The sequence below is a fragment of the Microbacterium sp. NPDC055665 genome (assembly GCF_053618035.1).
On the sequence record NZ_JBSHGY010000003.1, the window covers coordinates 9381 to 31617 of the forward strand.

Annotated in this window: 23 protein-coding genes and 1 tRNA gene; 15 read left to right on the forward strand and 9 right to left on the reverse strand. The window is 68.1% G+C overall.

Features of this window, described 5'->3' with window-relative positions:
- Positions 1-162 precede the first annotated feature (162 nt).
- Positions 163-1800 carry a solute symporter family protein gene (locus tag ACWGO6_RS09235; RefSeq protein ID WP_136041125.1) on the reverse strand — a complete coding sequence of 546 codons (1638 nt, stop codon included), beginning with the start codon at positions 1798-1800 and terminating at the stop codon, positions 163-165.
- A complete protein-coding gene (locus ACWGO6_RS09240) occupies positions 1797-2144 on the reverse strand; it encodes a DUF485 domain-containing protein (protein ID WP_452326536.1) in 348 nt (115 codons plus the stop codon). The genes ACWGO6_RS09235 and ACWGO6_RS09240 overlap by 4 nt, the downstream gene beginning before the upstream one ends.
- A 108-nt stretch (positions 2145-2252) precedes the next feature.
- Between ACWGO6_RS09240 and ACWGO6_RS09245 the strand changes: the two genes are divergently transcribed.
- A complete protein-coding gene (locus ACWGO6_RS09245) occupies positions 2253-3110 on the forward strand; it encodes a LuxR C-terminal-related transcriptional regulator (RefSeq protein WP_136041127.1) in 858 nt (285 codons plus the stop codon).
- A 78-nt stretch (positions 3111-3188) separates the two neighbouring features.
- Positions 3189-3536 carry a histone-like nucleoid-structuring protein Lsr2 gene (locus ACWGO6_RS09250; RefSeq protein ID WP_136041128.1) on the forward strand — a complete coding sequence of 116 codons (348 nt, stop codon included), beginning with the start codon at positions 3189-3191 and terminating at the stop codon, positions 3534-3536.
- Between the two features lie 27 nt (positions 3537-3563).
- On the opposite strand, the gene ACWGO6_RS09255 is transcribed toward ACWGO6_RS09250, so the two are convergent.
- Positions 3564-4214 carry a MarR family winged helix-turn-helix transcriptional regulator gene (locus ACWGO6_RS09255; protein WP_136041129.1) on the reverse strand — a complete coding sequence of 217 codons (651 nt, stop codon included), beginning with the start codon at positions 4212-4214 and terminating at the stop codon, positions 3564-3566.
- Positions 4215-4301: 87 nt separating this feature from the next.
- Between ACWGO6_RS09255 and idi the strand changes: the two genes are divergently transcribed.
- The 9 genes from idi to ACWGO6_RS09300 all read left to right on the forward strand — a co-directional run bounded on the left by idi (position 4302) and on the right by ACWGO6_RS09300 (position 12336).
- Positions 4302-4823, forward strand: coding sequence for an isopentenyl-diphosphate Delta-isomerase (gene idi / locus ACWGO6_RS09260; protein ID WP_136041130.1), 522 nt, complete (start codon positions 4302-4304; stop codon positions 4821-4823).
- Positions 4824-4826: 3 nt separating this feature from the next.
- Positions 4827-5909, forward strand: coding sequence for a polyprenyl synthetase family protein (locus ACWGO6_RS09265; protein WP_452326537.1), 1083 nt, complete (start codon positions 4827-4829; stop codon positions 5907-5909).
- Positions 5906-6814 (forward strand): phytoene/squalene synthase family protein, encoded by a 909-nt coding sequence (locus ACWGO6_RS09270; protein ID WP_452326538.1) that lies wholly within the window; start codon positions 5906-5908, stop codon positions 6812-6814. The genes ACWGO6_RS09265 and ACWGO6_RS09270 overlap by 4 nt, the downstream gene beginning before the upstream one ends.
- Positions 6811-8412: a phytoene desaturase family protein gene (gene crtI, locus ACWGO6_RS09275; RefSeq protein ID WP_452326539.1), complete on the forward strand. Its 1602-nt coding sequence runs from the start codon at positions 6811-6813 to the stop codon at positions 8410-8412. Before ACWGO6_RS09270 ends, crtI begins: the two co-directional genes overlap by 4 nt.
- A complete protein-coding gene (locus ACWGO6_RS09280; protein ID WP_136041134.1) occupies positions 8412-8759 on the forward strand; it encodes a lycopene cyclase domain-containing protein in 348 nt (115 codons plus the stop codon). Before crtI ends, ACWGO6_RS09280 begins: the two co-directional genes overlap by 1 nt.
- Positions 8756-9100, forward strand: coding sequence for a lycopene cyclase domain-containing protein (locus ACWGO6_RS09285; RefSeq protein ID WP_136041135.1), 345 nt, complete (start codon positions 8756-8758; stop codon positions 9098-9100). Before ACWGO6_RS09280 ends, ACWGO6_RS09285 begins: the two co-directional genes overlap by 4 nt.
- The gene (locus ACWGO6_RS09290; RefSeq protein ID WP_452326540.1) at positions 9097-9990 is read left to right on the forward strand and encodes a prenyltransferase; all 894 of its coding nucleotides are present in this window, start codon (positions 9097-9099) and stop codon (positions 9988-9990) included. The genes ACWGO6_RS09285 and ACWGO6_RS09290 overlap by 4 nt, the downstream gene beginning before the upstream one ends.
- Positions 9991-10034: 44 nt before the next feature.
- Positions 10035-12221 (forward strand): MMPL family transporter, encoded by a 2187-nt coding sequence (locus tag ACWGO6_RS09295; protein ID WP_452326541.1) that lies wholly within the window; start codon positions 10035-10037, stop codon positions 12219-12221.
- A 42-nt stretch (positions 12222-12263) separates the two neighbouring features.
- Positions 12264-12336: transfer RNA gene (locus ACWGO6_RS09300), tRNA-Arg, on the forward strand.
- 168 nt (positions 12337-12504) lie between these two features.
- Here the strand turns inward: ACWGO6_RS09300 and ACWGO6_RS09305 are convergent.
- From ACWGO6_RS09305 to ACWGO6_RS09315, 3 genes are all read right to left on the reverse strand, one after another.
- Positions 12505-13002: an HNH endonuclease gene (locus tag ACWGO6_RS09305; protein WP_136041138.1), complete on the reverse strand. Its 498-nt coding sequence runs from the start codon at positions 13000-13002 to the stop codon at positions 12505-12507.
- Positions 13003-13311: 309 nt separating this feature from the next.
- Entirely contained in the window at positions 13312-14136 is an 825-nt protein-coding gene (locus ACWGO6_RS09310; RefSeq protein WP_136041139.1) for a M23 family metallopeptidase, read from the reverse strand.
- Positions 14137-14421: 285 nt separating this feature from the next.
- Positions 14422-15123, reverse strand: a complete 702-nt coding sequence (locus ACWGO6_RS09315) for a metal-dependent transcriptional regulator (RefSeq protein WP_029262734.1) — start codon at positions 15121-15123, stop codon at positions 14422-14424.
- Between the two features lie 100 nt (positions 15124-15223).
- On the opposite strand from ACWGO6_RS09315, the gene serC reads away from it, so the two are divergent.
- On the forward strand, positions 15224-16336 hold the full coding sequence (gene serC / locus ACWGO6_RS09320; protein ID WP_452326542.1) for a phosphoserine transaminase: 1113 nt from the start codon (positions 15224-15226) through the stop codon (positions 16334-16336).
- 11 nt (positions 16337-16347) lie between these two features.
- Here serC and ACWGO6_RS09325 read toward each other — a convergent pair whose 3' ends face one another.
- Positions 16348-16944, reverse strand: a complete 597-nt coding sequence (locus ACWGO6_RS09325; RefSeq protein WP_452326543.1) for a DUF3027 domain-containing protein — start codon at positions 16942-16944, stop codon at positions 16348-16350.
- Entirely contained in the window at positions 16928-17308 is a 381-nt protein-coding gene (locus ACWGO6_RS09330; RefSeq protein WP_029262737.1) for a cold-shock protein, read from the reverse strand. Before ACWGO6_RS09330 ends, ACWGO6_RS09325 begins: the two co-directional genes overlap by 17 nt.
- A gap of 118 nt (positions 17309-17426) precedes the next feature.
- Between ACWGO6_RS09330 and ACWGO6_RS09335 the strand changes: the two genes are divergently transcribed.
- Genes ACWGO6_RS09335 through ACWGO6_RS09345 form a run of 3 tightly spaced genes read left to right on the forward strand, consistent with a single transcriptional unit; the run spans position 17427 to position 21102 of the window.
- Complete coding sequence (locus ACWGO6_RS09335; protein WP_136041142.1) at positions 17427-17702, forward strand: multidrug ABC transporter ATPase; 276 nt, start codon at positions 17427-17429, stop codon at positions 17700-17702.
- Positions 17703-17712: 10 nt separating this feature from the next.
- On the forward strand, positions 17713-19425 hold the full coding sequence (locus ACWGO6_RS09340; RefSeq protein WP_452326544.1) for a helicase-associated domain-containing protein: 1713 nt from the start codon (positions 17713-17715) through the stop codon (positions 19423-19425).
- Between the two features lie 36 nt (positions 19426-19461).
- Positions 19462-21102, forward strand: coding sequence for a DNA repair helicase XPB (locus tag ACWGO6_RS09345; RefSeq protein WP_136041144.1), 1641 nt, complete (start codon positions 19462-19464; stop codon positions 21100-21102).
- A 24-nt stretch (positions 21103-21126) separates the two neighbouring features.
- Here the strand turns inward: ACWGO6_RS09345 and ACWGO6_RS09350 are convergent, their stop codons facing one another.
- Entirely contained in the window at positions 21127-22143 is a 1017-nt protein-coding gene (locus ACWGO6_RS09350) for a CPBP family intramembrane glutamic endopeptidase (protein WP_452326545.1), read from the reverse strand.
- Between the last annotated feature and the right edge of the window lie 94 nt (positions 22144-22237).

The window sequence follows — 22237 nt, forward strand, 5'->3', positions numbered from 1 at the left end:
TCGGGTGGGCGGTCTGCTGGGGCCCGCCGGGCGCCCCCCCGGAGCCCACGCTTACCCGGCTCCCCGTCGGGGCGGGTTGCGGGGCGGGGCCGCGGCGGGGCCCCGGGGGGGGGGGCCGCGGGGCCCACGTCTTGCTCGGGTCCGATTCTCCGGACCCCTCGGTCAGTGCTCGACTGCCTTCTCCGCGCCGAACCCCGTGAGGGAGCGCACTTCCATCTCGGCGGCGAGCTGCGGAGACTCCTTGCGGGAGCTCGTCACCGTTCCGAGCCAGCCGAGAAGGAAGCCCAGCGGGATCGAGACGATCCCGGGGTTGTTGAGCGGCCATACGGCGATGTCGATCCCGGGGATCATCGATGTCGGCGTTCCGGAGAACACCGGCGACAGCATGATGAGCAGGATCGCCGAGCCGAGCCCGCCGTACATGCTCCACACCGCGCCGCGCGTCGTGAAGCGGCGCCAGAAGAGCGAGTAGAGGATGGTGGGCAGGTTGGCGGAGGCGGCGACGGCGAAAGCGAGCGCGACGAGGAACGCGATGTTCTGCCCCTGCGCTCCGATGCCACCGAGGATCGCCAGGATGCCGATCACGATCACCGTGCGACGGGCCACCCGAACCTCGCCGTTCGGGTCGGCTTCCACCGGGTTGCCGGCAGCATCCTTGCGCCCCTTCTGGATCACGTTCGCGTAGATGTCATGCGCGAACGATGCGGCCGCCGTGATCGTCAGCCCCGCGACCACCGCGAGGATCGTCGCGAAGGCCACAGCGGAGATGAAGCCCAACAGCACCGGACCGCCGAGCCGGAGCGCGAGCAGCGGCGCCGCGGAGTTGACGCCGCCAGGAGCGGCCGCGATCACATCCGCCCCGACCAGTGCGCCGGCACCGTAGCCGAGTACGAGGGTCAGCAGGTAGAAGCCGCCGATGAGCCAGATCGCCCAGACGACCGAGCGACGTGCCTCCTTCGCCGTCGGCACCGTGTAGAAGCGCATGAGCACGTGCGGCAGGCCCGCGGTCCCGAGCACCAGCGCCATGCCGAGGGACAGGAAGTCCCACGGGTTCGCGCCGTACTGCAGCCCCGGAGCCAGGATCGCATCGCCCTTGTCGGAGTTCGCCACGGCGGCCTCGAGAAGGGTGTTCAGGCTGAACCCGTTGATCGCGAGCACCCAGATCGTCATGCCGACGGCACCGCCGATCAGCAGGACCGCCTTCACGATCTGCACCCAGGTGGTTCCCTTCATCCCGCCGATCAAGACGTAGACGATCATCAGCAGTCCGACCACGGCGATCACGATCGACTGGCCGAGCCGTCCGTCGATGCCGAGCAGCAACGACACCAGCCCACCTGCGCCGGCCATCTGCGCGAGCAGATAGAAGAAGCACACGGCGAGCGTCGTGATCGCGGCCGCCATGCGCACCGGCCGCTGCTTCAGACGGAACGACAGCACATCCGCCATCGTGAACTTCCCGGTGTTGCGCATCAGTTCCGCCACCAGCAGCAGCGCGACGAGCCAGGCGACCAAGAAGCCGATCGAATAGAGGAAGCCGTCGTAGCCGTTGATCGCGATGGCGCCGCAGATGCCGAGGAAGGACGCCGCGGACAGATAGTCACCCGCGATGGCGAATCCGTTCTGCGGTCCCGTGAAAGAACGGCCGGCCGCGTAGTAATCGGCAGCCGTCTTGTTGTTGCGGCTGGCGCGTATGACGATGAAAAGCGTCACCGCGACGAAAGCCAGGAAGATCGAGATGTTGAAGACGGGATTGATTTCGAGAGCGACCGGATCGACCGCCGTGCGGATCGCGTTCATGCGTTCTCCTGCGCCTTCTCGAGTTCTTCACGGATCTCCGTCGCCAGCGGATCGAGCTTTCGATTGGCGAACGAGACGTACGCCATCGTTATGCCGAACGTGGTGACGAACTGTCCCAGACCGAGGAGGAGCCCGATGGTGATATCACCCCACACCCGTTGCCCCATGAACTCGGGAGCGAATGCTGCAAGGAGCACGTAAGCGAAATACCACAGCAGGAAAAACACGGCGAGCGGAAAGATAAACGATCTCTGGGTGCGTTTCAAACTCTGGAACCGTGGAGACTGCTCGACGGCGATGTAGTCGATCCGACCGTTCGAATCGGCGTGCGTCTGATCACTCATGGGGCCTCCTTGCCACATGTCCGGTCCCCGTGCAGCGGCACTGCGCGGATGCTAAAGTCGACGCTACGAAACGGGGAACGCAGTCGTCACCCCCGGAAGTAGGTAGTTGTGAGCGCACCAGTCCCTCTCGGATCCGAGTCGGAGCTCGTCGCCCAGGCGGTGCGAGAGCTCGCCCGGCGAACACGTTTCCCTGTCGCGTTCGGTGGCCTCATCGAAGAGGGCGTCGTGAGCGTGACCAGCATCGTCGGGGCCCGAACGCGATCGCTGGACGGGCTGCGGGTGCGACCGGAGCGCGGTCTCGGCGGGCGGGCGATGATGGAACTCCGCCCCCGGATGACGAGCGACTACGGCTCGTCGCAACAGATCACCCACGACTACGATGTCTTCGTCCTCGGCGAAGGGCTGCGCACGCTCCTCGCGCTCCCGATCGTCGTGCACGGACGGTCCCGTGGTGTGCTCTATGCCGGCGCGTGGAACGAAGAACAGGTAGGCGGCATCACGACGGCGCCTGCCATGCAGGTGGCGCAGTCCGTCGCCGATGAACTGCGGATCCGCGACGAGGTGCAACGGCGGCTGGAGGCGAGTCCGCTCGCAAGTGACGTCGTGGCGCCCCCGCAACGAGAGGCGCTCCGGGAGAGCTTCGCCGAATTGCGCAGTATCGCGGCTTCCGTCGACGACGCGGCGATACGCGCTCGGATCGCGGAGGTCGAGCGTCGCCTCGTCGCTCTCGCCGCGGACGCGGCGCCCGCGACGACCGCTCCTGTTCCGACCGTCCACCTCTCGCCGCGTGAGACCGACGTGCTCGCGTGCGCCGCACTGGGATCGACCAACGCGGAGATCGCCGCACAACTCGGACTGCGCGAAGGCACGGTCAAGGCATACCTCGGTACCGCGATGTCGAAACTCGACGCTTCCACGCGTCATGCAGCCGTCACCCGGGCGCGGCGTGCGGGGCTCCTTCCCTGAGCCCATCGACGAAGTGAATCATGACGGTGCGATATTCAATTCTTGTCGCATTGCGCTTATGCGGGTAAAGTCACTCGCATGGCGAGACGAATTGTGCACCAGCTGGTCGACGATATCGATGGCAGCGTCCTGGAAGTCGGAGAGGGCGAGACCGTGCATTTCTCGGTCAACGGCACTTCCTACGAGATCGACTTGAATGCCGCGCACGCGGAGGAATTGCGAAAGGCGCTCGAGCCGTATATCGCCGCGGGCCGTCGCGCCGGCTCCTCCAGCACCGCACGTACTTCTTCTTCTTCTCGCAAGCGACCGGCGCGCAACCCTGAGGTCGCAGCCATCCGTGCGTGGGCCAACGAGAACGGCTACACGCTCTCCGAGCGAGGACGCATCCCGGCCCCGATCCTGGACGCGTACAAGGCAGCGCACTGAGTTCGGCCCCTCGCGGGCCGAACAGTCTCAGTCGGACGTCTGCTGTAACCAGGCTTCGTCGCGCAGCGTGATCTCGTCCGTCATGTCCGTGAGGAATCGGATCACGACATCTCGTTCCGAAGGGGATAGACGGGCGGCGGCATAGAACCGCTTGGCCTGCTGCCGACCGACGGTCTCCATCGCCGCGAGCCGCGTCTCCTTCGTGATGCTGATGCTGAGCGCCCTTCGGTCGGTCGGGTGGGGTGCGCGCGTGATATGCCCGCCCTTCTCGAGCCGATCGAGCAGCTTGGTGGTCGCAGCCGTCGACACGTCCAGGTGGTGAGCGATTCCGCCGGGCGTCGCGACCAGGTTCCGGTTCGCGCACACGATCAGATAGTGCAGCGCGCGCATGTCCGTCTCGTTCAACCGCATGTAGCGCCGCGAGGCCTGAGAGAGAGTCTGCTCGGCTTCTCGCAGCCCCGCGAGCGACTCCATCAGGCGCGCGATCTGCCGTAGCTCCTCCGGCGGCACGCCCGTTCGGTCGACCAGCGCGCTTCGAGGGTCGCTGGATTCCACGTCGTAGATCGCGGCGTGGCTCAAGCCGTCCGGCGTGCGGTCGGCCCCGCTCATATCGCCGTCTCCGGGCGGATCCGTCGCCTGCGACCCCGCGTGCGGGGTGGTGCCGGGCTCGGTGTCCATGCGATCATGTTACACACCCACAGTTTCATGCTAAGTTGACTACTCACCAAGTTAGCAATCTTGAGAGGCTCGGAAAAGGGAGATGCCATGGACTACGTGACCCTCCTGGCCGAAGACGGAAGTGCGGTCGGCACGTTGCCGAAGAGCGACGTGCACACGAGCGACACCCCGCTGCATCTCGCCTTCTCCTGCTATGTCCTCGACTCCAGTGGGCGTCTGCTGGTGACCCGCCGGTCCCTCGCGAAGCGGACATGGCCCGGCGTCTGGACGAACAGCTTCTGCGGCCATCCGCGCCCCGACGAGGAGATGGTCGACGCCGTTCGGCGGCGCGGCCTCGATGAACTCGGCATCCGACTCTCCGACATCCGCCTCGCATTGCCCGACTACCGCTACCGCGCCGTCGATGCGAGCGGGATCGTCGAGAACGAGATGTGCCCCGTGCACGTCGCGATCATCGATGGGCAGCCCACGGCCGATCCGGACGAGGTGTCCGAGTGGGCGTGGGTGGAAGTTTCCGACCTGATCGAAGCCGTCACACACGCACCGTTCGCCTTCAGCCCGTGGCTCGTCGAGCAGCTTCCGCAACTGCAACGGCTCGGCAAGGTCTGAGCCATGAGCGCGACGGCGACGGAAGAAGCACTCGGGACGCAGATCGAAGCAGCGTTGCGGCAACGTTTCTCTGCCCACACCGCGGCGGCGGAGAAGTACGGCCCCGAGTTCACGGAGCTCTGGGCAGTGGCGGCTGAGCACGCCCTCGGCGGCAAACTGATCCGACCGCGACTGCTCGTCGATTTGGTGCAGGCGCTCTCGCCGACACCGCTCTCCGCAGAGGCGAGCAGAGCCGCGATCGATGTCGCGGCCGAGGTCGAGTTGCTGCACTTCGCGTTCCTCCTGCACGACGACGTCATCGACGGAGACCTCATCCGACGGCGCGGCCCGAACCTCATCGGCGCTCTCGTCGCCGATCACCCCGAAGCCCCGGCCGAGTCCGCACTGCACTGGGCGCGCTCGAGCGCGATTCTCCTCGGAGATCTCCTCTTGACCGCGGCGGTGCTCGGGTTCGCGAGGGTGGAAGTCCCGACACAAGCCCGCGATCGTCTGCTCTCGCTGTTGGAGCAGACCATCCTCGAGACGGTCGCCGGCGAGCATGCCGATGTCGCTCTCAGCGACGGCATCATCACTCCTGATCTGCGGACGATCCTCGCGACCAGCGCCTACAAGACGGCGACGTATTCCTTCGTACTCCCTCTGCGCGCCGCGGCTGTGCTGGCCGGGTCGTCGTCGGCGACCGAGCAGCGACTCACGGCGATCGGCAGACACCTCGGACTCGCGTATCAGCTGCAGGACGACCTGCTCTCCGTGTTCGGCGACCCCGATGAGCACGGGAAGGACCCCTTCTCCGACCTCCGGGAAGGAAAGGAGACCGCGATCATCTCCTACGCCCGCATGACGAGTCATTGGGAGGGGATCGAAGAGCACTTCGGCAGACCCGATCTCAGCGGTGCAGACGGCTCGCGCGCCCGCGATCGACTGCGCGAGTGCGGCGCCGAGGCGTTCGTGCGCGGGCTCGTCAGCGAGCACCTCGAGGCCGCAGCGACCGTCCTCGGCGATGCAGAGTCCGCGGGCATCCTCCCGACGTCTGCCGCGCGGACGATCCGCGTGCTGGCTTCCCGTGTCGACGGTCGCGAGCGATGAGCGCGAATCCGCACGATCCCTCCCACGACGCCGCCCTCCGCCGATTCAACCGCACGGCGGAGATCGCGACGAGCGACGTCATCCGCACCTACTCGACATCCTTCGGACTCGCGACCCGCCTTCTCGGACGGAGACACCGTCAGCATGTGCGCAACATCTATGCCATGGTGCGTATCGCCGATGAGATCGTCGACGGTGTCGCGGCCGAGGCCGGGCTGGACAGCACGGCGCAGTCGGCGGCTCTCGCCTCCTACGTGGAGGCGACGCACCGCTCGATGCGCAGCGGGTACAGCAGCGACCTGATCCTGCACGCCTTCGCTCGGACGGCGCGCGAGTGCGGCATCGGCGAAGACCTGACCACGCCGTTCTTCGATTCGATGAGTGCCGACATCGATCGTGAGCCGGGGTTCGCCGCCTACGACGCCGACGCCCATGCCGCCTATGTCTACGGATCCGCCGAAGTCGTCGGACTGATGTGCCTCCAGGTCTTCCTGCGCGACTCGCCCCGCACCCCCGAGGAGCTCGAGATCCTCCGACGCGGTGCGCGACAGCTCGGCGCAGCCTTCCAGAACGTGAACTTCCTGCGCGACCTCGCCGACGACACGGATCGTCTGCACCGCGGCTACCTGGGCGGGACCGCGCGTCTGAACGACGCCGACCGGGATGCCTGGGTCGACACGATCCGTCGACAGCTGGCCGACGCCCGCGCCGCGATCCCGCTGCTCCCGAAAGACGCCCGAGCAGCCGTGCGCAGTGCGCTGGCGCTGTTCGCGGCACTGACCCGCCGCGTCGCGAAGACGCCCGCCGAGGTCCTGTACCGACGGCGCGTGCGCGTCCCCGACCCGATCAAGGCCCTGCTCGCCGCCCGCGCAGTCGCCGTCACCGCGGTGGAGCGTGACCGATGAGCCGCGTGGTGGTGATCGGTGCGGGCGTCGCCGGCCTCGCGACGGCGGGGCTGCTCGCGCGAGACGGGCACGAGGTCGTCGTCCTCGAGAAGAACGACCGCGTCGGCGGGCGGGCCGGAACGATCGAGCGTGCCGGCTTCCGTTTCGACTCCGGACCATCGTGGTATCTGATGCCCGAGGTGTTCGATCATTTCTTCGCGATGATGGGCACCACGACCGAGGAACAGCTCGACCTCACCCGGCTGGATCCCGGCTACCGCGTGTTCCGCGACCCGGCGATTGAGGATGCGGCGCACGGCGCGGTGACGGTACCCGCAGGCAGGGAGGCAGTCACCCGCCTCTTCGAGGCTCTGGAACCGGGATCTGCGCCAGCACTGGACTCCTACCTGCAGTCGGCAGGTCACGCCGGCGACATGGCGCAGAAGTACTTCCTCTACAACCCGTTCACCCGGACACGGTCGCTCCTGGTGCCGGAGGTGCTGCGCGCGCTCCCCCGCTTGTTCACGCTGCTCGGCACTCGACTGCAATCCTTCGCGGCGCGGCGTTTCCGGCATCCTGTCGTGCGCCAGATCCTCGGCTACCCGGCCGTGTTCCTCGGCACGGATCCTCGCAGCGCCCCCGCGATGTATCACCTGATGAGCGCCCTCGACCTGGACCAGGGCGTCAGCTATCCGCAGGGCGGCTTCTGGCGGGTGATCGAACGCATCGAGTCCCTGGCCCGCGATGCGGGAGCCCGGATCGTGACCGGCGCCGATGTCACCGGCATCCGCACCCAGGACGGGAACGACGGAACACGTGTGACCGGCGTCGATTGGGTGGACGGATCGGGAGCCTCGCATGTCGAGCACGCCGACGTCGTCGTCTCCGCCGCCGACCTGCACCACACCGAGACCAGGTTGCTACCGCGATCGCTGCAGAGCTATCCCGAATCGTGGTGGACTCGTCGCACCAGCGGCCCCGGCGGTTTGCTCGTGATGCTCGGAGTGAAAGGCGCGCTGCCCGAGCTCCCTCATCATTCCCTGTTCTTCACCGACGACTGGGATGCGAACTTCGACGCGATCTTCGGCCCCACCCCGTCCATCCCCGCTCCGGCATCGACATATGTCTGCAGACCCAGCGCGTCCGACCCCGACGTCGCGCCGCCCGACCACGAGAACCTGTTCATCCTGGTTCCCGTTCCGGCAGATGTCGAGCTCGGGCATGGCGGATCCGACGGATCGGGGTCAGCGGAGATCGAGCGAGCAGCCGATGCCGCGATCGACCAGGTCGCGGCGTGGGCGGGCATCCCCGATCTCCGGGAGCGGATCGTCGTACGAGAGACCAAGGGGCCGGCCGACTTCCGCGACGACTATCGCTCGTGGCGGGGCGGGATGCTCGGGCCGGCGCACATCCTGTCCCAGAGTGCGATGTTCCGTGCTCAGAATGCGTCTCGGCGCGTGCAGGGCCTCTTCTACGCCGGGGCCACGACGGCCCCCGGCGTCGGGGTGCCGATGTGCTTGATCAGCGCCGAGATCGTCCTGAAGCACCTCCGCGGTGATCACTCCCCCGGCCCACTCCCGGAGGCGGCTCCGGCTGCGGGCGGAACGGCGGACTCCTGATGGGCGCGTTGTATCTGACTGCGCTGCTGGTCTCGCTGGGCTGCATGCTTCTTCTGGACTGGCGGTTCCGGCTGTTCTTCTGGAGGGACGCGGTCTCGGCCGCCGTCGTGACCCTGGTCGGCCTGGTCTTCTTCCTCCTGTGGGACGTGGCGGGCATCGTGAACGGCATCTTCCTCCGCGGCGACGCGGCGATCGCGACGGGGCTGGTGCTCGCGCCCGAGCTGCCGGTGGAAGAGCCGGTGTTCCTGCTCTTCCTCGTCGTGTGCACGATGATCATCTATACCGGCTCGGCCCGCCTGCTCGCTCGGAGGCGCGACCGGCTCCGGACCAACGGAGACGGCGCATGAGTTACATCCACGTCGCAGCCTGCTTCCTCCTCTTCGCCGCCGGCGGTGGTCTGATCCTGGCTCTCGCCTCCCGTCGACGCGGCCCGGTGCCCGCGGCCGTCCTGCTGACGGTGCTCGTGCTCTTCCTCCTCACGGCCGTGTTCGACACCGTGATGATCGCGAGCGGGCTGTTCCACTACGCGCAGGATCCGCTGCTCGGTCTGCACATCGGCCTCGCTCCCATCGAGGACTTCGCCTATCCGCTGGCGGGCGCGTTGCTCCTCCCGGCCGTGTGGACGGCTCTGCGCGCACGGCGGCGAGCGCGCGAAGCGTCCCCCCAGGATGACGAGGTCCGCGGATGAACGACCGATCCGCACCCGAGCGCCCCTTCGGACGGGATCTCGCGCAGATCGTGCTGTCCTCGCGGCCGATCAGCTGGATCAATACCGCGTTCCCGTTCGCGGCGGCCTATCTCCTCGCCACCCGAGAGCTCGACATCACCTTCGTGATCGGGACCCTCTACTTCCTCGTCCCGTACAACCTCGCCATGTACGGGATCAACGACGTCTTCGACCACGCCTCCGATCTGGCGAACCCTCGCAAGGGCGGCATCGAGGGCGCACTCCTGGCACCTCGCATCCACCGCGCCACGCTCTGGGCGGCCGCCGCCACGAACATCCCGTTCCTCGTCTACCTCGTGGTCGTCGGGAACCCGGCATCCTGGTTCTGGCTCGCCGTCAGCGTGTTCGCCGTGATCGCCTACTCGGCACCCGTGCTGCGGTTCAAGGAGCGGCCGTTCCTCGATTCGGTCACCTCGAGCACGCACTTCGTGAGTCCGGCGATCGTCGCTCTCGCCCTGGTCGGCGCCCCGGTGACGGGCAGCACGATCATCACTCTCGCCGCCTTCTTCCTGTGGGGCATGGCCGCCCACGCTTTCGGCGCCGTGCAGGACATCGGCCCTGATCGGGAGGGCGGCATCTCATCGACCGCCACCGTGATCGGGGCTCGGGCGACGGTGCGGCTCTCCCTCGGCCTCTGGACGGTCGCCGGAGCCGCGATGCTGTTCACCCCCTGGCCCGGCCCGCTCGCCGCCATCCTCGCCCTGCCGTACATCGTCAACGCGGCGCCGTGGTGGAACGTCGACGACGCCGGCTCTGCGTCGACGAATCGCGCCTGGCGTCGGTTCATCGCCCTCAACTACTTCGCCGGATTCCTCGCGACGATGATCCTCATCCTCGCCTGGGTCTCGTGACTGCCGACTCCGCTTCTGAACGACCGTCTCCCGAAAGGCACCTGATGTCCCGCCCCGACTCTCCACCGACTCCGCCCCTGAGGGAGCGCTCGCGAAACCACTCCTGGGCGCGTGTCTTCATCCCCGTGGCTCTGATCCTCGTGTGGCTGGTCGGCGCCTCCCTCGGCGGCCCGCTGTTCGGCAAGGTCGATGAGGTCTCCTCCAACGAGCAGACGACGTACCTCCCCGAGTCTGCACAGGCCACCGAGGTGCAGCAGCTGCTGGGAGAGTTCAACGACAGCGACTCGATCCCGGCGATCGCGGTGTTCACGTCCGAGGACGAGCTCACGCAGACCGAACTCGACGCGATCGCGGATGCTGTGGCGGATGCGCCGTCGGTGGAGGGCGTCGGCGAGGACGTGTCCCCCGCCCTGCCCTCCGACGACGGGCAGGCGGTTCAGGCGTTCATCCCGATCGACAGCGACGCCGAGCTGGCCGACACGACGGCGGCACTGGGCGAGGAGCTGCGCGACGGCGTACCGGACGGCATCACCGTGTACATCACGGGGCCCGCGGGGTTCAGTGCCGACCTGGTCGCGGGCTTCGCGGGGATCGACGGGCTGCTTCTCGGTGTCGCGCTTTTGGCGGTGCTGGTCATCCTGGTTCTCGTCTACCGCTCGTTCCTGCTGCCTCTGGTCGTGCTCTCGACGAGCCTGTTCGCCCTTTGCGTGGCGCTCCTCGTGGTGTGGTGGCTGGCGAAGTTCGAGGTGCTGCTGCTCAGCGGCCAGACACAGGGGATCCTGTTCATCCTCGTGATCGGCGCCGCGACCGACTACGCCCTGCTCCTCGTCGCACGCTTCCGCGAGGAACTGCGGGTCGCACAGGACAAGGGCGTCGCGCTCCTTGCCGCGTGGAAGGGCTCCGTCGAACCGATCGTCGCCTCGGGCGGCACCGTGATCGCCGGGCTCCTCTGCCTGCTGCTCAGCGACCTGAAGTCGAACAGCACGCTGGGCCCCGTGGCGGCGATCGGCATCGTGTTCGCCATGCTCTCCGCCCTCACGCTGCTTCCCTCGCTGCTGCTGCTCTTCGGTCGGGCCGTGTTCTGGCCCCGGCGCCCGCGCTTCGAACCCGACGTCGTCGCCGCGGAGCACGGCATGCGCACGACGGGACTGTGGGCGCGGCTGGCCGGTTTCATCAAGCGGCGACCGCGGGTCATCTGGATCGTGACGACCCTCGTCCTCGTCGCCGGAGCGGCGGGTGTCACCCAACTCGACGCGAACGGCGTACCGCAGTCCGACCTGGTGCTCGGAGCCTCGGAGGCTCGCGACGGTCAGGTGGCGCTGGGCGAGCACTTCCCCGGCGGATCCGGCAGCCCGGTGTACGTGGTCGTCGATGAGGACCGGCTGCAGGATGCCGCGGACGTCCTTCTCGCGAACGACGGGATCGATGCGGTCTCCGTCACCGCGGCGGACTCCCCCAGCGGCACCGCCCCCGTGACCGAGGAAGGCATCACCGCTGTCGGCCCTCCGGGCACGCCCGCGCCCGACCCCACGACGGTCGACGGGCAGGTGCTGCTTCAGGGCACGTTGACGGACGCGGCCGATTCGGACGCCGCTGCCGCCACCGTGCGAGAGCTGCGATCCGACCTCCAGGGCACGGAGGCGCTCGTGGGCGGCGTCACCGCGACCTCGATCGACACGAACGACGCCTCCATCCACGACCGCAACCTGATCATCCCCGTGATCCTCCTTGTGATCATGTTGATCCTGATGCTGCTGCTGCGTTCGATCCTCGCGCCGGTGCTGCTGATCCTGACGACAGTTCTGTCGTTCGGAACTGCGATGGGCGTGTCCGCGCTGGTGTTCAACGGAATCTTCGACTTCCCCGGTGCGGACCCGGCTGTTCCGCTCTTCGGGTTCGTGTTCCTGGTGGCGCTCGGCATCGACTACAACATCTTCCTGATGACGCGCGTCCGCGAGGAGTCGAAGCAGCACGGCACCCGCGAGGGAATCCTTCGGGGCCTGTCGATCACGGGCGGAGTGATCACCTCAGCGGGTCTCGTGCTCGCGGCGACCTTCGCCGCACTCTCCGTGATCCCCATCCTGTTCCTCGTGCAGCTGGCGTTCATCGTCGCGTTCGGGGTGCTGCTGGACACGTTCGTCGTCCGTTCGCTGCTCGTCCCGGCGCTGACGTACGACATCGGCAAGGCGATCTGGTGGCCGTCCAAGCTGTGGCGCCGCGGCAAGGACTGATGCGCGAGGGGGCGTGCGGACGGTCGCCTAGACTGGACGCACGCCCTCGTAGCTCAGGGGATAGAGCAGCCCTCTCCTAAAGGGCAGGTCGCAGGTTCGAATCCTGTCGAGGGCACGACGTCGAGGAGGGGCCGCCCGGAGGGTGGCCCCTCTTCGACGTCTCAGGCCCCCGTCAGCGGGCCCCCGCCGGCCAGGAGGCTCCACGCGCCGCCCCCTGTTCCCACCGTTCCGCGCCTCCGAACTCGCGGCGCGTGGAGGGGCCGGTGGAGGACTCGAGGGCACGTCACGCCGCCAGTGCCAGGTAGGGCTCCCACCGTGGGTCGCTGCGCTCGGTTCCGCGCACCGTCCAGGCGGTGCCGTGCGGAGGGCGAGGGGTGAACCGCAACTGCCAGCGCATCTCCTGCGGGGTGCGGTCGCTCTTGATGTTGTTGCATCGAAGGCAGCAGGCCACCAGGTTCTCCCAGGAGTCCGCTCCCCCGCGTGAGCGTGGCAGCACATGATCGATGGTCGAAGCCGCCTTGCCGCAGTATCCGCAGCGGTGATTGTCGCGACGCAGCACACCGCGGCGAGTGACCGGCACGCGTCTGCTCGTCGGCACCCGGACGTACCGGGCGAGGATGATGACGGCCGGGCGTTCATACACGCCGTGGGTGCCCCAGACGGGGTCGTCCTCCACGCGTTCGATCACGGTCGCCTTGTCGTTCATCACGAGGACCAGGGCTCGCTTGAACGACACGATCGCAAGCGGCTCGTATCCGGCATTCAGGACCAGTGTGCGCATTCGTCATCCTCTCGATCCGCCGGGACGGCTTCCCGGCACTCTCGAATCACACGAGGTCGCGCAGATGGCAGAGCGATCGTGGGGACAAAAAAAGGCGCCGTCTAAAGACAGCGCCTTTCGCGCACGGCAACGCCGTGGCTTCCCCGCGGGCTATGCAGAAGGACGTGACGACCGAGGGCATCCATGGTTCGGATGGTCGGTATTCGCTCCATCAGCCTCTCCCACCTGTACGACAACGGGATCAGGCTAACCCATCCAGCTGCATGCGAGGCGAAACGGCGGGTGAATGGAGCGAGGCGTGTCCGGGAATCAGCCGGCGTTGACCGAGAGCCACGACATGGGCTCGACGAGTCCGCCGTTGATCCAGGTCTCGAAGTGGAGGTGGTTCGCGGTCGAGCGCCCGGTGCTGCCGACGTAGCCGATCAGCTGGCCTGCCGCCACCGTCTGTCCGACCTGCACCTGGCGCGAGCCGTAGATCATGTGGCCGTAGGTGGTCTGCACGCGCTGACCGCCGACGACGCTGTCGAGCATGACGCAGACGCCGTATCCGCCGATGCTCTCCGCAGATGCACGGACGACGCCGGCAGCGGCGGCGTAGATCGGGGTGCCGGCGGGAGCGAGCATGTCTGCGCCGTTGTGGCCGCCGCCGATCGTGCGGCTGACGTTCCAGGAGCCCATCGGGAGCGGATAGCGCACCTCGCCCGAGCCCGGCGAGGTCAGTGCGTAGCCGGCGGTGTTGAACTGGCCAGACGACGACGCCGTGGATGCCTTCGCCGCGGCGGCAGCGCGGGCGGCAGCAGCCTCTTCGGCCTTCTTCTTCGCGATCTCCTCCGGAGTCGTCGCGCTGAAAGTGCCTCGGCTCAACGGAGCGGCCGTGGCCTGAGAGGCCACGACCAGGGACTGCGCGTCGACGGCGGCGAGCTGCTGCAGGGTCGTCGGAGCGGCTTCGCTCGGCTTCGACTGCGCGAAGGCAGGAAGGGCGATGCCGGCGACCAGTGCACCGACGGCTCCGAAGATGGCGATCGATCGGAGTGGCTTGACCGCCTTGCGAGCAGTCGCCCGCGCACCTGCGCGTCGGGCGAGTACTCGGTCTTCAGATGTCTTCTTCGCGGGCTGTTCGATGTCTGCGGCCAAAACGTGGTCCTCCTGGGCCCTTGCGCTTTCGGGTAGCGCTGGCTCGTCGGCACTCTGCTCTCGTGGCATGAACGCATCTCGGGCACTTTGCGCGTTCCTGCCGTGAAGACGACGAGCCTCAAAGGCGTATCTTCGCGATCCATCTCCAGCGGGCTTCTTCGCTGGCGACTCGACCGAGGTTACCGGAAGATAACGATCATGTCACCCCGGGAACCTGACAATCGTCGCAGAGGGCGGTCGTGGAGCGCTCCGTCGCCCGCAGTCGGGCTCGGAATCCCCCTCGGATCAGGCGGGTTCGCCCACCAGGAAGATGTGTGACGCAAGCTCCACGGGGAGCTCGAGACCGTCTTCCTTGCCGTCCATCTGGATGAGGACGTAGCCCTCGCTGAAGCGGAAGTCGCCGTGCGCCCCGGGAACCACCCCGGCGTCGCGCAGCTGCTCCAGCAGCTCGGGGTCGACCTGTGCGGGCTCGGCGAGGCGGCGCACGGTCCCCTCGACGGGCTCGCCCGCGGCGTTGAGTCGTTGGACGAGACCGATGACGCCCTCGTCGAAAGTGCGAGCCGGCAGGTCGCCGAGCTGGTCGAGACCCGGGATCGGGTTTCCGTACGGCGATTCGGTCGGGTGACCGAGCAGCTCCACCAGTCGTCGCTCGACCTGTTCGCTCATCACGTGCTCCCAGCGGCAGGCCTCTTCGTGCACGTACGCCCAGTCGAGTCCGATGACGTCCGACAGCAGACGCTCTGCGAGACGGTGCTTGCGCATCACGTCGACGGCCTTTCGGCGGCCGGCGTCGGTGAGCTCGAGGGTGCGGTCCTCCGAGACGATGACGAGACCGTCTCGTTCCATGCGCCCGACCGTCTGCGAGACCGTGGGACCGGAGTGGCCGAGCCGTTCGGAGATGCGCGCGCGCAGCGGCACGATGTTCTCCTCCTCGAGTTCGAGGATGGTGCGGAGATACATCTCCGTGGTGTCGATCAGATCGGTCATGTGCAGGCCCTCCGAGGTTCTTAGGCAAGCCTACATTCCCGGACGGACATCCGGCCGCCGACGGTCGGGGCCTCGCCCGGCGCCCCCTTAGAATCAACCCATGGCGATCGAGATTCCCCGTGACCTCCTGCCCGCTGACGGCCGCTTCGGCTGCGGTCCCTCGAAGGTGCGCCCGGCGCAGCTCGAGGCGCTCGTCTCATCCGGGGCGACGATCCTGGGCACCTCCCACCGCCAGGCCCCCGTGAAGAACCTCGTCGGGAGCGTGCGCGAGCAGCTCGCCGCCCTCTTCCGGGTCCCCGAAGGCTACGAGATCCTCGTCGGCAACGGCGGCTCGACCGCGTTCTGGGACGCGGCGGCCTTCGGCCTCATCGAGCGACGCAGTCAGAACCTCGTCTTCGGTGAGTTCGGCGGCAAGTTCGCCGCATCCGCCGGAGCCCCCTGGCTCGAGGCGCCGGACGTGCGCAAGGCGGAGCCCGGATCCCTGACCGCCGCCGAGGTCGTGCCCGGTGTCGACGTGTACGCCTGGCCCCACAACGAGACCTCGACCGGTGTCGCAGCGCCCGTCCAGCGCATCGAGGCCGACGGCGCACTGACCGTCATCGACGCCACGAGCGCCGCCGGCGGGATCGACTTCGACGCAAGCCAGGCCGATGTCTACTACTTCGCCCCGCAGAAGAACCTCGGCTCGGACGGCGGACTGTGGTTCGCGGCGGTTTCGCCGGCCGCGATCGAGCGCATCGAGCGCATCGCGGCATCCGGTCGCTACATTCCCGAGTTCCTGAGCCTGAAGAACGCCGTGGACAACTCCCGGCTCAACCAGACTCTCAACACCCCGGCGATCACGACGCTGCACCTTCTCGACAGCCAGCTCCAGTGGATCCTCGACAACGGCGGGCTCGCCTGGGCGGCGTCCCGCACATCCGAGTCGTCGTCGGTGCTGTACGACTGGGCCGAAGCCTCAGCGGTCGCGACACCCTTCGTGGCGGACGCCGCGGATCGCTCTCCTGTGGTCGCCACGATCGATTTCGATGACAGCATCGACGCCGCGGCGATCGCGAAGACCCTCCGCGCCAACGGCATCGTCGACACCGAGCCGTACCGCAAGCTCGGCCGCAACCAGTTGCGCGTCGCGACCTTCGTGTCGATCGACCCGGACGACGTGCGTCAGCTCACCCGCTCGATCGACTTCGTGCTGGAGAACCTGGGCGCCTGAGCGCCCGGGATTCACTCCTCTTCGTCGACCTCGCCGGCGTCCGCATCCAGGGCGTCGGCGTCGTCGTCTTCGTCGGACGAGTCATCGAGTTCGTCGATGTCGACCCCGTCGAGGTCGCCCGCGTGGAGGATGTCCGCGGCACGGTCATCGTCATCGTCATCGTCATCGTCGAGCTCGTCGTCGTCGAGGATGTCGTCATCGAGCGCGTCCTCATCATCGATGCCATCGGCATCGTCGAGGGTGTCGGCGTTCTCGTCCCCCGCGGCGGCCGCTGCCTCCGCGAGCTCGACCTGATGCGCACGATACTCCGCCAGGCGTTCCGCCCACGGCACCCATTCCGGCGCCAGAAGCGCGCCGTCTCCGGGCAGAAGCTCGATCTCGAGGGCTGTGGGGTCCTCATCGTCCACCTGCGCGACGGTCACGGTCCAGTACCAGCCGGGGTAGCCGGCGAGGCGGTTCTCGAACCGCAACGACACCGAGCCGTCCTCCTCGACGAGGTACCCGGCTGCGGGCCCGACGGTGGACGCCGGCGTGATCTCCCCCAGGGCTGCCAGGGCGAGATCGTGGGCGCCGACGAGACGCGCGTCGGCGTCAGGCTTCGAGGTCATCAGCGACCTTGCGCAGGACGGCAGCGATCTTGCGGCCGTGTCCGGAAGCGGGGTAGCGCCCGCGGCGCAGGTCCCCGCCGATACCGTCGAGCAGCTTCACGAGGTCTTCGACGATGATCGCCATGTCATCGGCAGGCTTCCGCTTGGCCTTCGACAGGCTGGGCGGCGCTTCGAGCACGCGCACCGACAGCGCCTGGAGACCGCGCTTGCCGTCGGCCACGCCGAACTCCACGCGCGCACCCGCCTTCACAGCGGTGCCGGTCGGCATCGCTGAGGCGTGCAGGAAGACGTCCTGGCCGTCATCGCTGGCGATGAAGCCGAAACCCTTGTCTTCGTCGTAGAACCTGACCTTGCCGGTGGGCATGGGAGAACCTCGCTGGAATCGATATGCAGAACGATGGGCGCGCTCGTGCGCGTACCCCCAGCCTACCGGTCGCCCGGGCCGCGGAACCGAAGGCCGCGGAACGAGTAGGCTGGGACGGATGAGCACGCAGAATTCCGAACCGGATGTCCCCATCCGCCGGGTCGATCGCTTCCTGGCCTTCGGTGCGCTCGGAATCGCTGCAGCGTCGGTCGTGTGCTTCTTCGCCATCATCATCGGCACCTGGGTCGGAATGGATCAGGCCGCTTTCGGCGAGGGAGCGTGGCCGATCATCGCGGCGATCCCCTATTGGGGACTGCCCCTCGCCTTCGTGATGATCATCGCTCTCCTCACGATGAGCTTCATCCGGAAGGGCCGCGCGTCTTCGCGTTCGTGAGGCATCGGCCATGAGCACTCACGCGCGACCGCTGGCTGATTGGCTGTCGGCTGCGAGCGATGACGACCTCCGAAGGCTGTTCGCGGCGCGGCGGGTGCGACCGGACGTCAGCTGGCAGGACTTCTTCGACGCGGCGGAGTCGCTGCTCGACCCCGCCTCCCTGTCGAAGGTGCTCCCGTCGCTGACCGCAGCCGAAGCGAGGGCGCTGATGGATGCCGCATCGGGAGAAGGCGCCGGAGTCCTGCAGGAGAACCTGACAGCGCTCGCCCTGCTCCGCCCGGATGGCACACCGTATCCTCCCGTGGCGGCGGCCCTCGCCGGGCGTCCGGTTCCGGACGTCTCCGCAGCTCAGCCGGCTGCCGATCCGTCGTCCGAGACAGCATCTGCCCACGCCGCGGAGCGCGCGTTCACGACCGTCGCCGTGCTCGCAGATCTGCTTCTCGTCGCGAGAGAGAATCCCTTTTCGCTGCTCACCGGCGGCGGGGTGAACGCCGGCGAGAAACGACAGCTCGGCGAAGCCGGCGTCCCCGTCGAGATCGTGGACACGCTCGTGTCGATCGCGCTCGAGTCCGGGCTCGCCGTCGCGGCGGACCGCCGACTGCGGTCGACCCGCGCCGCGGAGGACTGGCTGCGATCCTCGGCCGTCACACGCTGGAGCGTGCTGGCGACGTCGTTCCGGGACGCCCTCCCACGCGGTGTCCGTTCGCGCGGCGGCGGCTGGATCGCGCCTCAGGCATGGGGCGACGCGCATCCCTGGGATCCGACCTGGCCCGATCGCGCCCGCGTCCTGCGCGAGGCTGCGCGACTGCTCGGCTTGATCGCCGAAGACGGCAGCGAACCGGAATGGGCGGTCGGCCTGCGCAGCGGAGGTGCGGCCGACCCGCGCGCACTCGTACGGCTGCTGCCGGCCGAAGTGGACCGGATCTTCCTGCAGAACGATCTCACGGCCATCGCCCCCGGGCCCCTCGAGCCCGCGCTCGACGTGCGTCTGCGCACGATCGCCGCCCGCGAATCGGCGGCCCAGGCCTCCTCGTACCGCTTCACCGCGGAGTCGGTGGCACACGCCTTCGTCGCCGGCGAGACCGAGCAGTCGATCCTCGATTTCCTCGGTTCCTTCTCCCTGACGGGTATCCCGCAGCCGCTCGGATACCTGATCGCGCAGACCGCGCAACGGCACGGCCTCGTCCGCGTGTTCACCGATGAGGAGACCGGGCGCACACGGATCGAGAGCACGGATTCGCATCTCATCCAGGCCATGGCCGTCGACCAGTCTCTGCGCCCCCTCGCACTCGCCGCGCACGCCGGTTCGCTCACCACGCGCGTCGGACGGGAGACCGTGTACTGGGCGCTCACCGACGCACGGTATCCGGCGACACTGGTCGGAGCCGACGGCGGCCTCCTCGTGCGCGAGCGACACCCGGCCGCCCCGGCGACGCAACCCGAGCCGGACGCCGCCGACCTGACGCCCCTCATCGCGCGTCTGCGCTCCCACCAGGGGCCGGATGCCGACGCCGCCTGGCTCGACCGGGAACTGGAGGCGGCGGTGCGCGCGAAATCCGTCCTGCAGGTCACAGTCGGCATGCCGGACGGCTCGACACGAGAACTCCTCCTCGAGGCGACCGGGATGGGCGGCGGCCGTCTTCGCGGCCGCGACCGCGCGGCCGACGTCGAGCGCACTCTCCCGGTGTCGAGCATCCTCGCAGCGACGATCGTCGCGCCGTAGGCCGAGTGCCTTCCGCGACCGGTAAACTGGACAGCTATGTCTGATGGCCCCCTGATCGTCCAGAGCGATCGCACCGTGCTGCTCGAAGTCGCCCACGCCGACGCCGAGAGCGCCCGCCATGAACTGGCGATCTTCGCCGAGCTGGAGCGCGCTCCCGAGCACATCCACACCTATCGGATCACCCGCCTCGGACTGTGGAACGCACGCGCCGCCGGGCACACCGCGGAGGACATGCTCGAGACGCTCGACCGCTGGTCGCGCTTCCCGGTCCCGCCGTCGGTCTCCGTCGATCTGCGCGAGACGGTGAACCGGTACGGACGCCTGGTCATCGAGCGCGACGATGAGGGGACGCTGATCCTGCGCTCGACGGATCCCGCGGTCCTCGCTCAGGTCGCGAACAACAAGCGCATCCAGCCCCTCCTGATCGGGCATCCGACTCCCGAGACCTTCGTGGTGGACGCCTGGGCACGCGGGCAGATCAAGCAGGAGCTGCTGAAGATCGGCTGGCCCGCCGAGGACCTCGCCGGGTACACGCCGGGCACTCCGCACGAGATCGATCTCGCGGAAGACGGCTGGCACATCCGCCCCTACCAGCAGGACGCCGTCGACGCCTTCTCGAAAGACGGGTCGGGCGTCGTGGTGCTGCCCTGCGGGGCGGGCAAGACGATCGTCGGAGCCGGCGCGATGGCGGCCACCAAGACCACCACGCTGATCCTCGTCACCAACACCGTCTCCGCCCGCCAGTGGCGCGACGAGCTGCTCAAGCGCACGAGCCTCACCCCGGAAGAGATCGGCGAGTACTCCGGCCAGGCCAAAGAGGTCAAGCCCGTCACGATCGCGACCTACCAGATCCTGACCGCCAAGCGGAAAGGCGAATACGCACACCTTGCGCTGCTGGACGCGCTCGACTGGGGCCTCATCGTGTACGACGAGGTCCACCTGCTCCCGGCGCCCGTGTTCAAGCTCACCGCCGACCTCCAGGCCCGCCGCCGTATCGGGCTCACCGCGACGCTCGTGCGCGAGGACGGTCGCGAGGGCGACGTTTTCAGCCTGATCGGCCCCAAGCGCTTCGACGCGCCGTGGAAGCAGATCGAGGCCCAGGGCTTCATCTCCCCCGCCGCCTGCTACGAGGTGCGCGTGGACCTCCCGCCGAGCGACCGGCTCGAGTACGCCGCGGCGACGGACGACGAACGATACCGACTCGCCGCTTCCGCTCCGGCCAAGGTCAAGGCGGTGCGTGAGTTGATCGCGAAGCACGAGGGCGAGCGCATCCTCGTGATCGGGCAGTACCTCGATCAGCTCGAGTCCCTGTCGGCGGCGCTGGACGCTCCCCAGATCACGGGCGCGACCCCGATCGACGAGCGCGAAGAGCTGTATCGCGCGTTCCGCGAGGGCGACATCTCGCTTCTCGTCGTGTCGAAGGTCGCGAACTTCTCCATCGACCTGCCCGAGGCATCGGTCGCCATCCAGGTATCCGGCTCGTTCGGATCACGCCAGGAGGAGGCGCAGCGACTCGGCCGGCTGCTACGCCCCAAGCAGTCCGGGCACACGGCGAGCTTCTACACGCTCGTCGCCCGGGACACGATCGACCAGGACTACGCGCAGAACCGTCAGCGCTTCCTCGCTGAGCAGGGCTACAGCTACACGATCATGGATTCGGCCGCCATCGCTGCGTGAATCACGCTTCGGCTGTCGTACGGCTCAGCCGTGCAGCATCCGGTCCAGGCGATGGGTGCCGCTTCCGACGTCGGCGACGGCGGCCCGGCTCGCGGTCCGCGCGATGCCGAGCCTGCCCGCCCAACGATCGGCGAGAAGCGCGTAGACGACCATCGCGATCGTCGACGCGAGCAGATCGACCGGCGTTCCCGTGGCGGCGTTGGCATCGACCAGGCCGACGGTGCCGAGCAGGAAGATGAGCGCATTGTTGACGATGTGCAGGGAGATCGCTGCTTCCAGACCGCCCGTGCGCCAGCTCAGCCACGCGGCGACGATCGCGAACATGCCCACGCTCGCCGCCCCCCAGATGTCGTAGCCGTGGCCGAGGACGAACAGCGGCACCGGAAGCAGGATGGCGAACGCCGGATGCCGCAGCCAGCTGCCGACGAGCTGCATCAGATATCCGCGGAACACATACTCTTCCGCGGCGGCCTGCAACGGGATCAGCAGCAGCACGAGCAGCACCATGACCCACAAGGCGGGATGGGAGAAGTCGACGGCGATCACCTCCCCCGTGGCGGCCGCCCAGCCGAGCACGACGGCGAAGTAGATCACGAACACCGCGAGTGCCAGCAGCAGGCTCCTGCCGAGCCAGCCCATCCGCAGCCGTCCGGTGACCGATGACAGCAGGCCGACGCCGCGCCCCTCGACGATGCGCGAGGCGAGCAGCAGCGCCGGGATCATCAGGATCAGCGGCACCACCAGCGCCAGGAAGAGCCACGGGCGATCGAGGTCGAAGTACTGGACGGTCGTGAGGAGGACCTGCATCTCCGCTCCCCACCCCGGCACCAGCACCGAGGCGACGACGAGCGGCACGATCAGGAGCAGCAGCATCGCGACGTAGAGCGCCACTCCGACGACTCCGGTCACGAGCATCCGCCACCAGCGGTACCTCGGCCGCAGGTGCGCCAGTCGGTGGTAGGGGATCTGTTCGGCGCGCGAGGACCGGGCCGGAGCGATGGCGGATGCGGGGGCGGCGGAGGCGTCCTCGTTCGAGCTCATGCTTCCATCCTCTCAACGATGCAGAGGTGTGCGAGTGCGCGCCGTTCCGGACAATAGTCAGCATCTGCATGGCCGAAGTCACCATAATGGGGAC